The following is a 14,875-nucleotide window of genomic DNA, read 5'->3' as shown; positions in this document are numbered from 1 at the left end:
TTATCGCTTAATAAAATAGCGTGATTGTGGCAATCATATTCACCACGAAACCGACTGCCATGGGGATCGCTGTCCGCTTCACCACTGCAAAAGGCGAAACACCTGCAATTCCTGATGTAACGACCACCACCGCAGTAATCGGCGAAACAGCGCGCGCTAGCGTCGTGGCAAAATGCATCGGCATAATCATTACAACCGCAGGTACATGTAGTCCGGCTGCGATATTCGGAATAAGACTGGCAAATGACATAAATGGCGCATTGCCTGAGCCCATCACAATGGCACAAATGGCAATGACCAGCGCCATAATAATCATCACGCCAATACCGCCCAGACCAGAATGCTCCGCACCCCTGATAACCGCATCGACAGTGCCAATTGTCGTTAAGCCCTTCGCAAATATTTCACCCGCGACCACCAGCGTTACCACGTTGGCAAACTGCGTACCCATGCCGTCAAAAAACGCCTGCACATCGTCCATTGTTTCGCGCAAATTATGCTTGCGGAAAAACTCAACAAACATCGTCACCGTCAAACTCAGTAACATCACCACCACCAGATGCAGTTCTGACTGCATCAGTCCAGCGTGGGCGAGGAACAGCGAGCCGAGCATCAGGATTAACGGCATCACCGGTAAAATGGCGTAATAAAGCGGTGGGACATTATCGAGAGCTTTTTGCTCCGCCTGCTCGTGATTGATATTTTTATCTTTTTTGTCAAAAGCGCGTTGCACGAAAAAGTGAGAGATCGCTACCGAGATAATGACGCAAGAGGCGACCGGAAGCTGGTAGTGGAAGAAGTAAGTGGCAATTTTCATTCCTGCCACCTGGGCCGCAAAAATAGAGTTCGTTTCCAGAATCCCCCACTCAATGGACATCGTGGTTGCGATAACTGCCACCGCAGAGAGTCGACTTACTCCCAGACTCACCAGTGTCGGAAATAAGGTGACCATCAGCAACATACCCAGACCGGAGGCGCTGGTAATAAACTGCGCCATGATTTGGCCGATGACGTAAGTTGCCGACAGAATAATATACGGCGAGCGAATGAGTTTTAACGGGCGGCTTAACAAGCTCACCATCGCCCGACTGGCTCCTATGCGCTCCATGTAGCGGGCATACCCGCCCACCGCCATAATCGACAACCCTAACCCGGCAATGCGGTTGGACAGCATGCGCAGGATTTCATTATAAATATCGACGATCAAGTAGCCGCTGCTTTGGGTGGGATCGAGTACTCCACCGAACCCTAACCAGACACCGCACATCATCAGGAAGATACCTGCGGCAGCCAGCACCACTTGAGGTTTGTAGTTTTTCAGGATCAAATAGCCCATCGTCATTAATACGATGACAGATATAATTATGCCGAACATTGTTGAACTCCGTGTCAAAAGAAAACGGTCAATCCCATAAACGGCAGATTGAAAACAGTGATGTTATATTTTTTGCAAGGCTATTTATGGTGTTGGTGTCGTATTTTTTAATTCTGGATGAGGCAATTTTTCATTATAAAATATGCATTTATGATTATTTTGTAAGAACATATTCGTAATATTCATAATGCTTGTGAATAGTCTTATGAATAATTCATTCAGGATGTTTTATCGGCGTTACACTAATTTTCGCAATAGTTAATTATTACGTTAATTATGATAATAATGAGACACAAAGAGAAAAAACCGCCATTTCCCCCTACTTTCAATCCTGTGATAGGATGTCACTGATGATGTTAATCACACTGACCTTACAGAATGGGCCTTATGAACGCATTTGATTCGCAAACCGAAGATTCTTCACCTGCAATTGGTCGCAACTTGCGTAGCCGCCCGCTGGCGCGTAAGAAACTCTCCGAAATGGTGGAAGAAGAGCTGGAACAGATGATCCGCCGCCGTGAATTTGGCGAAGGTGAACAATTACCGTCTGAACGCGAACTGATGGCGTTCTTTAACGTCGGGCGTCCTTCTGTGCGCGAAGCGCTGGCAGCGTTAAAACGCAAAGGTCTGGTGCAAATAAACAACGGCGAACGTGCCCGCGTCTCGCGTCCTTCAGCGGACACCATCATCGGCGAGCTTTCCGGCATGGCGAAAGATTTCCTTTCTCATCCTGGCGGAATTGCCCATTTCGAACAATTACGTCTGTTCTTTGAATCCAGCCTGGTGCGCTATGCGGCTGAACACGCCACCGATGAGCAAATCGATTTGCTGGCAAAAGCACTGGAAATCAACAGTCAGTCGCTTGATAACAACGCGGCATTCATTCGTTCAGACGTTGATTTCCACCGCGTGCTGGCGGAGATCCCCGGTAACCCAATCTTCATGGCGATCCATGTTGCCCTGCTCGATTGGCTGATCGCCGCGCGCCCAACGGTAGCTGATCAGGCTCTGCATGAGCATAACAACGTTAGCTATCAACAGCATATTGCGATCGTTGACGCGATCCGTCGTCATGATCCTGACGAAGCCGATCGCGCGTTGCAATCGCATCTCAACAGCGTCTCTGCTACCTGGCACGCCTTCGGTCAGACCACCAACAAAAAGAAATAATGCCACTTTAGTGAAGCAGATCGCATTATAAGCTTTCTGTATGGGGTGTTGCTTAATTGATCTGGTATAACAGGTATAAAGGTATATCGTTTATCAGACAAGCATCACTTCAGAGGTATTTATGGCAACGAATTTACGTGGCGTAATGGCCGCACTCCTGACTCCTTTTGATCAACAACAAGCACTGGATAAAGCGAGTCTGCGTCGCCTGGTTCAGTTCAATATTCAGCAGGGCATCGACGGTTTATACGTGGGTGGTTCTACCGGCGAAGCCTTTGTACAAAGCCTTTCCGAGCGTGAACAGGTACTGGAAATCGTCGCCGAAGAGGCGAAAGGCAAGATTAAACTCATCGCCCACGTCGGTTGCGTCAGCACTGCTGAAAGCCAACAACTTGCGGCATCGGCTAAACGTTATGGCTTCGATGCCGTCTCCGCTGTCACGCCGTTCTACTATCCTTTCAGCTTTGAAGAACACTGCGATCACTATCGGGCAATTATTGATTCGGCGGATGGTTTGCCGATGGTGGTGTACAACATTCCGGCGTTAAGCGGCGTTAAACTGACCCTGGATCAGATTAACACTCTGGTTAAGTTGCCTGGTGTCGGCGCGCTGAAACAGACCTCTGGCGATCTCTATCAGATGGAGCAGATCCGTCGTGAACATCCGGATCTGGTGCTCTATAACGGTTACGACGAAATCTTTGCTTCTGGTTTGTTGGCGGGCGCTGATGGTGGTATCGGCAGTACTTACAACATCATGGGCTGGCGTTATCAGGGTATCGTGAAGGCGCTGAAAGAAGGCGATATCCAGACCGCGCAGAAGCTGCAAACCGAATGTAATAAAGTCATTGATTTACTGATCAAAACGGGCGTATTCCGCGGCCTGAAAACGGTCCTGCACTATATGGATGTCGTTTCTGTGCCGCTGTGCCGCAAACCGTTTGGTCCGGTCGATGAAAAATATCTGCCAGAACTGAAGGCGCTAGCCCAGCAGTTGATGCAAGAGCGCGGGTGAGTTGTTTCCCCTCGCTCGCCCCTACCGGGTGAGGGGAAATAAACGCATCTGTACCCTACAATTTTTATACCAAAGCGTGTGGGCATCGCCCACCGCGGGAGACTCACAATGAGTACTACAACCCAGAATATCCCGTGGTATCGCCATCTCAACCGCGCACAATGGCGCGCATTTTCCGCTGCCTGGTTGGGATATCTGCTTGACGGTTTTGATTTCGTTTTAATCGCCCTGGTACTCACCGAAGTACAAGGTGAATTCGGGCTGACGACGGTACAGGCGGCAAGTCTGATCTCCGCAGCCTTTATCTCTCGCTGGTTCGGCGGCCTGATGCTTGGCGCTATGGGCGACCGCTACGGGCGTCGTCTGGCAATGGTTACCAGTATCGTTCTCTTCTCGGCCGGGACGCTGGCCTGCGGCTTTGCGCCAGGCTACATCACCATGTTTATTGCTCGTCTGGTCATCGGCATGGGGATGGCGGGAGAATACGGCTCCAGCGCCACCTATGTCATTGAAAGCTGGCCAAAACATCTGCGTAACAAAGCCAGTGGCTTTCTGATTTCCGGCTTCTCGGTGGGTGCCGTCGTTGCCGCTCAGGTCTACAGCCTGGTGGTTCCGGTCTGGGGCTGGCGAGCGCTGTTCTTTATCGGCATTTTGCCAATCATCTTTGCTCTCTGGCTGCGTAAAAACATTCCGGAAGCGGAAGACTGGAAAGAGAAACACGCAGGTAAAGCACCAGTACGCACGATGGTAGACATTCTTTACCGTGGTGAACATCGCATTGCCAATATCGTAATGACGCTGGCGGCGGCCACTGCGCTGTGGTTCTGCTTCGCTGGTAACCTGCAAAATGCCGCAATCGTCGCTGTTCTCGGGCTGTTATGTGCCGCAATCTTTATCAGCTTTATGGTTCAGAGTACGGGCAAACGCTGGCCAACGGGCGTAATGCTGATGGTGGTTGTGTTATTTGCTTTCCTCTACTCATGGCCGATTCAGGCACTGCTGCCAACGTATCTGAAAACCGATCTTGCTTATGACCCGCATACTGTCGCCAATGTGCTGTTCTTTAGTGGCTTTGGGGCGGCTGTGGGTTGCTGTGTCGGCGGCTTCCTCGGTGACTGGCTGGGAACCCGCAAAGCGTACGTTTGTAGCCTGCTGGCCTCGCAACTGCTGATTATTCCGGTATTTGCGATTGGTGGCGCAAACGTCTGGGTGCTCGGTTTGTTACTGTTCTTCCAGCAAATGCTTGGACAAGGGATCGCCGGGATCTTACCGAAACTGATTGGCGGTTATTTCGATACCGACCAGCGTGCAGCGGGCCTGGGCTTTACCTACAACGTTGGCGCATTGGGCGGCGCACTGGCCCCAATCCTCGGCGCGTTGATCGCTCAACGTCTGGATCTGGGTACTGCGCTGGCATCGCTTTCGTTTAGCCTGACGTTCGTGGTGATCCTGCTGATTGGGCTGGATATGCCTTCTCGCGTTCAGCGTTGGTTGCGCCCGGAAGCGTTGCGTACTCATGACGCTATCGACGGCAAACCATTTAGCGGTGCCGTGCCGTTTGGCAGCGCTAAAAACGATTTAGTCAAAACCAAAAGTTAATCCTGTTGCCCGGTCTTCTACCGGGCCTTTCGCTAAGGGAAGATGTATGTCGTTACTTGCACAACTGGATCAAAAAATCGCTGCTAACGGTGGCCTGATTGTCTCCTGCCAGCCGGTTCCGGACAGCCCACTCGATAAACCTGAAATCGTCGCCGCCATGGCATTAGCGGCAGAGCAGGCGGGAGCGGTTGCCATTCGTATTGAAGGTGTGGCAAATCTGCAAGCCACGCGTGCGGTGGTGAGCGTGCCAATTATCGGGATTGTCAAACGCGATCTGGAGGATTCTCCGGTACGCATCACGGCATATATTGAAGATGTCGATGCGCTGGCGCAGGCAGGCGCGGATATCATCGCGATTGACGGCACCGACCGACCGCGTCCGGTGCCTGTTGAAACGCTACTGGCACGTATCCACCATCACGGTTTACTGGCGATGACCGACTGCTCAACGCCGGAAGACGGCCTGGCATGCCAAAAGCTGGGAGCCGAAATTATTGGCACTACGCTTTCTGGCTATACCACACCTGAAACGCCAGAAGAGCCGGATCTGGCGCTGGTGAAAACGTTGAGCGACGCCGGATGTCGGGTGATTGCCGAAGGGCGTTACAACACGCCTGCTCAGGCGGCGGATGCGATGCGCCACGGCGCATGGGCGGTGACGGTCGGTTCTGCTATCACACGTCTTGAACACATTTGCCAGTGGTACAACACAGCGATGAAAAAGGCGGTGCTATGACCACACTGGCGATTGATATCGGCGGTACTAAACTTGCCGCCGCGCTGATTGGCGCTGACGGGCAGATCCGCGATCGTCGTGAACTTCCTACGCCAGCCAGCCAGACACCAGAAGCCTTGCGTGATGCCTTATCCGCATTAGTCTCTCCGTTGCAAGCTCATGCGCAGAGGGTTGCTATCGCTTCAACCGGAATTATTCGCGACGGCAGCTTATTGGCGCTAAATCCGCATAATCTCGGTGGATTGCTACACTTTCCGTTAGTCAAAACACTGGAGCAGCTTACCGATTTGCCGACCATTGCCATTAACGACGCGCAGGCCGCAGCATGGGCAGAGTATCAGGCGCTGGAAGGCGATATAACTGAGATGGTGTTTATCACTGTTTCCACTGGCGTCGGCGGCGGTGTAGTGAGCGGCGGCAAACTGCTTACCGGCCCTGGAGGTCTGGCGGGGCACATCGGGCATACGCTTGCCGATCCGCATGGTCCAGTCTGCGGCTGTGGACGCACAGGTTGCGTGGAGGCGATTGCTTCTGGTCGCGGCATTGCGGCGGCAGCGCAAGGGGAGTTGGCTGGTGCGAATGCGAAAACTATTTTCACGCACGCCGGGCAGGGCGATGAGCAGGCGCAGCAACTGATTCACCGCTCCGCACATGTGCTGGCAAGGCTGATCGCTGATATTAAAGCCACAACTGATTGTCAGTGCGTAGTGGTCGGTGGCAGCGTTGGTCTGGCAGAAGGGTATCTGGCGTTGGTGGAAACGTATCTGGCGCAGGAGCCAGCGGCATTTCATGTTGATTTACTGGCGGCGCACTACCGCCACGATGCAGGTTTACTTGGGGCTGCGCTGTTGGCCCAGGGAGAAAAATTATGATGATGGGTGAAGTACAGTCATTACCGTCTGCCGGATTGCATCCTGCGTTACAGGACGCGTTAACACTAGCCTTAGCCGCCAGGCCGCAAGAAAAAGCACCGGGTCGTTACGAATTACAGGGCGACAATATCTTTATGAATGTCATGACGTTTAACACTCAATCGCCCGTTGAGAAAAAAGCGGAGCTGCACGAGCAATACATTGATATCCAGCTGTTATTAAACGGTGAGGAACGGATCCTGTTTGGCATGGCAGGCACTGCGCGTCAGTGTGAAGAGTTCCACCATGAAGATGATTACCAGCTTTGCAGCGCCATTGAGAACGAGCAAGCCATCATCTTAAAACCGGGAATGTTCGCCGTGTTTATGCCGGGAGAACCGCATAAACCAGGATGCGTTGTCGGCGAACCTGATGAGATTAAAAAGGTTGTGGTGAAGGTTAAGGCTGATTTAATGGCTTAAAACTTAGTTCGTTTTAAAGATTCTGCAGACACTGTCTGCAGAATTCGAAACCGCTGAAATTAACGGCGTCTATAGTCTTCCTCTAGCACCGCCTGTGTTCGAACGAGTTCATCCGCGAGTCGTTTTTCATCAGGTAGTTGCATCTTATATTCGCTCGCCAGAACGGTGTTAGGCAAACCAGCCAGTGCATAATGCGCTTCGCCGGCTCCTTTCTCTGCACAGAGAACCAGACCGATGGGCGGATTTTCATCCGGTAGTGTCCAGTGCTCTTTGGCGTAGTTGAGATACATATTCATCTGTCCGGCATCGCTATAGCTGAATTTGCCCACTTTTAGATCGACGATTAGCAGGCAGCGTAAACGGCGGTGGAAAAACAGCAGATCGACACGAAACCAGTTGTCATCAATGCGTAACCTTCGCTGCCGACCAACAAAGGCAAAATCATCCCCAAGTTCCAGCATGAAATCCATCAGGTGGTTGATCAGCGCCTCCTCAAAATCGGATTCTGAGTATTCATCTTTCAATTCCAAAAATTCGAGCACAAAGGGATCGCGTATCGCCTGTTGCGGAAGAATATGCGTCTCGGCAGGGGCGTGTTGTTGCAGCATGGCTGATTTGTCATATGACAGTAGTGTCCGCTCATAAAATTGGGTCGCAATTTGCCGCTCTAGCTGGCGGACAGACCAACCACAGCGGAGCGCCTCTTTTTCATAAAAGCTGCGGGCGTCAGCGTTTTTAACGGAAAGTAGACGGACGTAGGTGGACCAGGGCAGTGGGAAGGATTTGGCAGACAGCGTCTGCCAAATCTTTGCCGATGGGAATTCTGCAGACGGTGTCTGCGGAATTCCCAATGGTGTTAATTCGCCAGACACTGTCTGGCGAATTTCAACATGTTGAAAAAAGAGGTAAAAAAGCCTCATTTGGCGTAAGTTTTTTGCAGAGAACCCACGCTTATACCTTAGACTTAAATCCTTTGATAGTCGCTTGATTAGCTGCGCACCATACGCAGCTCTGGCCTCACCACCTTGTTCAAATTCGACAATCCGTCGGCCAATTTCCCAGTATGTCGCGGTCATCAGCGCGTTAACGCTACGTACCGTTTCCGTTCGGGCGCTATCGACCAGATGAATAATGCCGTCGTGGATTTGCTGGTAGCCTGCTGTGGTTCCTTCTGAGAGCGATTCCATTATCTTTCCCTTTATATGGCGCAGTGTTGAATAATGGAATCAGCTATACGCCGGGCATCTGCCGGTAACAATCCAGATGTGCGTATTACATTGGTTTTCTTAAGATTATGCGAGGCGCTTTCCAGAAAGAAAGGAGAATTTCAGCGCCGACTCTTTTCTGAGGAGGCGGCGCTGGGACAGAGCTTAAACTTCCAACCAGTTCATAATCCCATCTGCCGCTTTACGACCTTCGGCAATAGCGGTCACCACCAGATCGGAACCACGGACAATATCGCCACCAGCAAAGATTTTCGGGTTACTGGTCTGGAAGGCATTGTCGTTGCCTTCTGGGGCGATGATGCGACCTTGCGAATCCAGCTCGACGCTGTGTTTCGCCAGCCATTCCATGCTGTGTGGGCGGAAACCAAACGCCATGATCACCGCATCTGCCGGAACGATATGTTCGGATCCTGCCACGATCTCTGCGCGGCGACGGCCTTTGGCATCCGGTTCGCCCATTTCTGTGCGCACCATTTTCACGCCGCTGACTTTGCCGTTGCCGTTCACTTCAATACCCAGTGGCTGGACGTTGAATTTGAACTCAACACCTTCTTCCCGCGCGTTTTTCACTTCGCGGCGGGAACCCGGCATGTTCTCTTCATCACGACGATAGGCACAGGTAACGTGCTTTGCCCCCTGGCGCACGGAAGTACGCACGCAGTCCATCGCGGTATCGCCACCGCCAAGTACCACCACGCGTTTGCCTTCCATGCTGACGAACGGTTCTTCGCGGGTTTCACCAAAGCCCATTAACTGTTTGGTGTTGGCGATAAGGAACGGCAGCGCTGCGTACACGCCATCGGCGTCTTCGTTTTCCAGTCCGCCGCGCATTGACTGATAAGTCCCGACGCCAAGGAACACCGCATCGTAATCACTCAGCAGATCGTCCAGCTGCACGTCGCGGCCCACTTCGGTATTGAGTTTGAATTCAATACCCATGCCGGTGAAGATTTCACGGCGGCGCGTCATTACCTCTTTTTCCAGCTTGAAAGCCGGAATACCGAAGGTTAGCAGGCCGCCAATTTCCGGGTGACGGTCGAAGACGACCGCTTTTACGCCGTTGCGCGTCAGGACATCCGCACACGCCAGACCCGCCGGGCCTGCACCGATAATCGCCACTTTTTTACCGGTCTGTTTCACGCCAGACATATCCGGACGCCAGCCCATTTCGAACGCTTTATCATTGATATAACGCTCAATGTTGCCGATGGTCACCGCACCAAACTCATCGTTCAGGGTGCAGGAACCTTCGCACAGACGGTCTTGCGGGCAGACACGTCCGCAAACTTCCGGCAGGGTATTGGTCTGATGCGACAGTTCTGCCGCTTCAAAAATACGCCCCTCGTTGGCGAGCTTCAGCCAGTTCGGGATGTAGTTGTGTACCGGGCATTTCCACTCGCAGTATGGGTTGCCGCACGATAGGCAGCGGTCAGCCTGCGCTTTGGCCTGGCCTTCGGAAAACGGCTCGTAAATTTCAACAAACTCAATTTTGCGGATCTTCAGCGGTTTCTTTGGCGGATCAACGCGCTGCAGGTCGATAAATTGATAAACATTCTGACTCATTGTTGCTACCCCTTACTGCGCCTGCACGCGCAACTCTGCTGCGCTACGACTACGGTGACCCAGCAGTGCTTTTACATCACTGGACTTCGGTTTAACCAGCGCAAATTTCGTGGCGAAGGTTGACCAGTTAGCCAGAATCTCTTCACCACGCTGGGAACCGGTATGCTGAACATGCTCGGTGATAAGACCACGCAGATGCTCTTCATGGATCGCCAGGGAGTCAACGCTTAAGACCTCGACCAGTTCCGGGTTAACGCGTTTGCGGAAATCGCCGCTTTCATCGAGAACGTAAGCGAAGCCGCCGGTCATGCCCGCGCCGAAGTTAACGCCGGTTTTACCCAGAATACAGACAATACCGCCCGTCATATATTCACAGCCGTTGTCGCCAATGCCTTCTACCACGGTGATAGCACCGGAATTACGCACGCCGAAACGTTCACCCGCGCGGCCTGCGGCATACAGACGACCACCGGTCGCGCCATACAGGCAGGTATTGCCGATAATGCTTGCTTCATGGCTGCGGAAGGCTGAGCCAACCGGAGGACGAATGGCGATTAAGCCGCCCGCCATGCCTTTACCGACATAGTCGTTGGCATCACCGGTCAGGTACAGTTCCACGCCGCCCGCGTTCCACACGCCGAAGCTCTGGCCTGCGGTGCCGTTGAAGTACGCTTTAATCGGATCGGCTGCCAGCCCCTGATCGCCGTGCGTCTGGGCGATATAGCCCGAAAGCGATGCACCCACGGAACGGTCGGTGTTGCGAATATCGAACCAGAAGGTTTTGCTCTGACGCTCATCGACAAACGGTTTCGCCTGTTGCAGCAACTGCGCGTTTAGCAGGCCATTATCAAACGGCGGGTTGTTTTCGGTGCAGTAGAGCGCCTTACCTGGATGCGGCTCAGCGGTCTCCAGCAGGCGAGACAGTTCCAGCTTCTGCTGTTTGGCGGTGAAACCGTCCAGCTCTTTGAGCAGGTCGGTACGGCCAATCAGGTCAACCAGACGGGTCACGCCCAGTTGCGCCATCAGCTCACGGGTTTCGCGGACGATAAATTCAAAGTAGTTGGTCACTTTGAACGGCAAACCGTGATAGTGGTTCTTACGCAGTTTGTCATCCTGAGTTGCCACGCCCGTCGCGCAGTTGTTCAGGTGGCAAATACGCAGATATTTACAGCCCAGCGCCACCATCGGGCCAGTACCGAAGCCGAAGCTTTCTGCGCCGAGAATCGCCGCTTTGATGATATCGACACCTGTTTTCAGGCCGCCATCAACCTGCAAACGAATTTTATGACGTAAACCGTTGGCAACCAGCGCCTGTTGGGTTTCCACCAGGCCGAGTTCCCACGGACAGCCTGCGTATTTCACCGATGAAAGCGGACTTGCGCCGGTGCCGCCGTCATAGCCTGCGATGGTGATTAAATCGGCATAAGCTTTCGCTACACCTGTGGCGATGGTACCAACGCCCGGTTCGGACACCAGCTTCACGGAGATCATCGCTTTCGGGTTAACCTGCTTGAGGTCGAAAATGAGCTGCGCTAAGTCCTCGATAGAGTAGATATCGTGGTGCGGCGGCGGGGAGATCAGCGTCACTCCGGGCACCGAATAGCGCAGTTTGGCAATGTAAGGAGTGACTTTATCACCCGGCAACTGACCGCCTTCGCCCGGCTTCGCGCCCTGGGCGACTTTAATCTGAATGACGTCAGCATTGACCAGATACGCCGGAGTAACACCGAAGCGACCGGACGCCACCTGCTTGATGCGTGAGACTTTGTTGGTACCGTAGCGCGCCGGATCTTCACCCCCTTCACCGGAGTTCGAGTTACCGCCGATGCTGTTCATCGCTTCCGCCAGCGCCTCGTGGGCTTCCGGGCTTAATGCGCCGATAGACATCGCAGCAGTATCGAAGCGTTTAAACAGTTCGCTTGCCGGTTCAACATCAGCAATGTTGACCGCGTTTTCACCCGGCGTAATCGCCAGCAGATCGCGCAGCGTGGTTGCCGGACGTTCATTAACCAGCTTCGCGTATTCCTGATAGTCGCTATACTCGCCGCTCTGTACCGCCTGTTGCAGCGTGCGCACCACGTCCGGGTTGTAGGCGTGGTATTCGCCACCGTGCACATATTTCAACAGGCCGCCCTGGCTGATGGGCTTGCGCGCCAGCCAGGCACGTTTCGACAGATTCAGCAGATCCTGCTGGAAGTCTTCAAAGCTTGCCCCACCAATGCGGCTGACCGCCCCCTGGAAGCACAGGCCCACTACATCATCGTGCAGACCGACCGCTTCGAACAGTTTCGAGCAGCGGTAAGACGCGATGGTGGAGATGCCCATTTTGGACATGATTTTGTACAAGCCTTTGTTGATGCCGTTACGGTAGTTGAGCATCACGGTACGATAATCTTTGGCAATCGCGTGGGTGTCTACCAGGCGGCCCAGCGTTTCATAGGCCAGGTACGGATAAATAGCCGTCGCGCCGAAGCCCAGCAACACGGCGAAGTGGTGCGGGTCGCGGGCGCTGGCGGTTTCGACGATGATATTGGCATCGCAACGCAGGCTTTGATCGACCAGACGAGTCTGGATCGCGCCAACCGCCATCGGAGCCGGAACCGGCAGGCGATCTTTAGCGATATTCCGGTCAGAAAGCACCAGCAGCACGGTGCCGCTACGCACCATCTGTTCTGCTTTGTCGCACAGCTCTTTGACCGTCGCTTCGAGCGTGGTTTTAGTGACGTCAAAGGTGATATCCAGTGTATTTGCGCGGTAGTGCTCCTCTTTCATCGTCGTGAGCTGTTTGAAATCGGAGTAGAGCAGAATCGGCGATTTAAAGCTTAAACGGTGCGCCTGGCCTTCTGCTTCACAGAAGACGTTCATTTCACGCCCGATGCTGGTGGCGAGCGACATAACATGCGCTTCACGCAGTGGGTCGATTGGCGGGTTGGTGACCTGCGCAAACTGCTGGCGGAAGTAGTCGTAAATAATGCGCGGCTGGCTGGAGAGCACGGCGAATGGGGTATCATCGCCCATCGAACCGACGGCTTCCTGACCGTTTTCACCCAGTACGCGAATTACGGAGTCCAGCTCTTCCGCGCTGTAGTTAAACTGTTTCTGGTAGCTGGCAAGTGTGTCGTCGTCCAGTTCGCGGCTACCCACTTCTTCATCGGGCAGATCTTCAAACGGTACCAGACGGCGGACGTTTTTCTCCATCCACTCTTTATATGGATGGCGGCTTTTCAGATCGTCATCGGTTTCTGCCGAGTGCAGAATACGCCCACTGCGGGTGTCGATAACCATCAGTTCGCCTGGCCCCACTCGGCCTTTTTCGACCACTTCGTCAGGCTGATAATCCCAGATGCCCACTTCAGAGGCGCAGGTGATGAGCTTATCTTTGGTGATGACGTAGCGCGCCGGACGCAGACCGTTACGGTCGAGGTTACAGGCGGCAAAACGACCATCGGACATCACGATCCCCGCCGGGCCATCCCACGGCTCCATATGCATGGAGTTAAAGTCAAAGAAGGCACGCAGTTCCGGGTCCATATCCGGGTTGTTCTGCCAGGCGGGTGGTACTAACAGACGCATGGCGCGGATGATATCCATCCCGCCCGCCAGCAGCAGTTCCAGCATGTTATCCATGGAACTGGAGTCAGAGCCGGTTTCGTTGACGAACGGCGCGGCGTCGTGCAGGTCAGGGATCAGCGGTGTCTGGAATTTATAAGTACGGGCGCGCGCCCATTGGCGGTTACCGGTGATGGTGTTGATTTCACCGTTATGCGCCAGGTAGCGGAACGGCTGCGCCAGCGGCCAGCGCGGTACGGTGTTAGTGGAGAAGCGCTGGTGGAACAGGCAGATGGCCGATTCCAGACGCAGGTCCGCGAGGTCCAGGTAGAAGCGCGGCAGATCCGCCGGCATACACAGACCTTTATAGATGTTCACCAGATTCGACAGGCTACAGACGTAGAAGTCTTTGTCAGCTTCGAGACGCTTTTCAATGCGGCGGCGGGCGATAAACAGACGGCGCTCCATATCGCGCGGATGCCAACCTGCCGGGGCGTTCACAAAAATTTGCTCAATGCGTGGCAGAGAGGAGAGGGCGATTTCACCCAGCACGCCTTCGTTAGTGGGGACATCACGCCAGCCGACAATCGACAACGTTTCGCGTTGCAGCTCTTCTTCAACGATGCGGCGTGCGGTCGCGGCGAGTTCAGGATCTTTATTCAGGAAAAGCATCCCGACGGCGTAGTTTTTCGCTAAACGCCAGCCTCGCTCCTGCGCAACAATGCGAAAAAAGCGATCCGGTTTTTGTAACAGCAAGCCGCAACCGTCACCGGTTTTACCATCGGCGAGAATCGCGCCACGGTGCTGCATGCGGGCCAGTGCGTGTATTGCAGTACGCACTACCTTGTGGCTAGGTTCGCCTTCTATGTGGGCGATCAGGCCGAAACCACAGTTATCCCTCTCAAGGGATTTATCGTACAACATATCGTGAACCTCCCCCAGGCTCTGCGGGAACCCCACTTCCGAACCGCTGCGCACGGGCACAGAAAGAGCGTGGCGACGGGGTTTGCGTTTCATACGCGCGCCTCGCATTCGCCCCCTTGTTGTCCTTTTCGCATCGATTAATACGGTGAAGAGGGGATCTCAATTACTGCATAAATATGATGAGCAGGCTGCTCATCCAGAAAGCTTCCAGCGGATTTCCAACTTATCGGGAAAGCTGATACAGGTCAAATGGCAAGCTTATTGGTACAGAAATGTGCTTTAGCGCAAAATTCTTTATTAATTTATTGAAATTAAAAAGGATTTGTTAATTAAGTTGAAAAGAGGCGTCGTTAGGGAAACAGTCAATTCCTGACTGTCATAAAGG

10 protein-coding genes are annotated in these 14,875 nt (G+C 53.4%); 6 read left to right on the top strand and 4 right to left on the bottom strand.

Annotated features, from left to right (window positions below):
- Positions 1–7: 7 nt before the first annotated feature.
- Complete coding sequence (gene dcuC, locus QUE34_RS19655; protein WP_103253338.1) at positions 8–1,375, bottom strand: anaerobic C4-dicarboxylate transporter DcuC; 1,368 nt, start codon at positions 1,373–1,375, stop codon at positions 8–10.
- A 378-nt stretch (positions 1,376–1,753) separates the two neighbouring features.
- On the opposite strand from dcuC, the gene nanR reads away from it, so the two are divergent.
- The 6 genes from nanR (at position 1,754) to nanQ (ending at position 7,228) form a co-directional block, all read left to right on the top strand.
- A complete protein-coding gene (gene nanR, locus QUE34_RS19650) occupies positions 1,754–2,545 on the top strand; it encodes a transcriptional regulator NanR (protein WP_000523844.1) in 792 nt (263 codons plus the stop codon).
- A gap of 121 nt (positions 2,546–2,666) precedes the next feature.
- Positions 2,667–3,560 (top strand): N-acetylneuraminate lyase, encoded by an 894-nt coding sequence (gene nanA, locus QUE34_RS19645; RefSeq protein WP_032303847.1) that lies wholly within the window; start codon positions 2,667–2,669, stop codon positions 3,558–3,560.
- Between the two features lie 108 nt (positions 3,561–3,668).
- Positions 3,669–5,159: a sialic acid transporter NanT gene (nanT, locus tag QUE34_RS19640; RefSeq protein ID WP_032303846.1), complete on the top strand. Its 1,491-nt coding sequence runs from the start codon at positions 3,669–3,671 to the stop codon at positions 5,157–5,159.
- A gap of 46 nt (positions 5,160–5,205) precedes the next feature.
- Positions 5,206–5,895, top strand: a complete 690-nt coding sequence (locus QUE34_RS19635) for an N-acetylmannosamine-6-phosphate 2-epimerase (protein ID WP_000054239.1) — start codon at positions 5,206–5,208, stop codon at positions 5,893–5,895.
- Positions 5,892–6,767 carry an N-acetylmannosamine kinase gene (gene nanK / locus QUE34_RS19630; protein ID WP_001559999.1) on the top strand — a complete coding sequence of 292 codons (876 nt, stop codon included), beginning with the start codon at positions 5,892–5,894 and terminating at the stop codon, positions 6,765–6,767. The genes QUE34_RS19635 and nanK overlap by 4 nt, the downstream gene beginning before the upstream one ends.
- Positions 6,764–7,228, top strand: coding sequence for an N-acetylneuraminate anomerase (nanQ, locus tag QUE34_RS19625; RefSeq protein WP_000979873.1), 465 nt, complete (start codon positions 6,764–6,766; stop codon positions 7,226–7,228). The genes nanK and nanQ overlap by 4 nt, the downstream gene beginning before the upstream one ends.
- 59 nt (positions 7,229–7,287) lie before the next feature.
- On the opposite strand, the gene QUE34_RS19620 is transcribed toward nanQ, so the two are convergent.
- From QUE34_RS19620 to gltB, 3 genes are all read right to left on the bottom strand, one after another.
- Positions 7,288–8,415 carry a PDDEXK nuclease domain-containing protein gene (locus QUE34_RS19620; RefSeq protein WP_105282952.1) on the bottom strand — a complete coding sequence of 376 codons (1,128 nt, stop codon included), beginning with the start codon at positions 8,413–8,415 and terminating at the stop codon, positions 7,288–7,290.
- 183 nt (positions 8,416–8,598) lie between these two features.
- Complete coding sequence (gene gltD, locus QUE34_RS19615) at positions 8,599–10,017, bottom strand: glutamate synthase subunit GltD (protein ID WP_000081680.1); 1,419 nt, start codon at positions 10,015–10,017, stop codon at positions 8,599–8,601.
- 12 nt (positions 10,018–10,029) lie between these two features.
- Positions 10,030–14,490, bottom strand: a complete 4,461-nt coding sequence (gene gltB / locus QUE34_RS19610) for a glutamate synthase large subunit (RefSeq protein WP_286338978.1) — start codon at positions 14,488–14,490, stop codon at positions 10,030–10,032.
- Positions 14,491–14,875 lie beyond the last annotated feature (385 nt).

It is taken from the genome of Escherichia sp. KS167_9B, from assembly GCF_030295215.1.
In the GTDB taxonomy this organism is placed as follows: Bacteria; Pseudomonadota; Gammaproteobacteria; order Enterobacterales; family Enterobacteriaceae; genus Escherichia; species Escherichia coli_F.
This window is presented reverse-complemented; position numbering and strand designations above follow the sequence as displayed.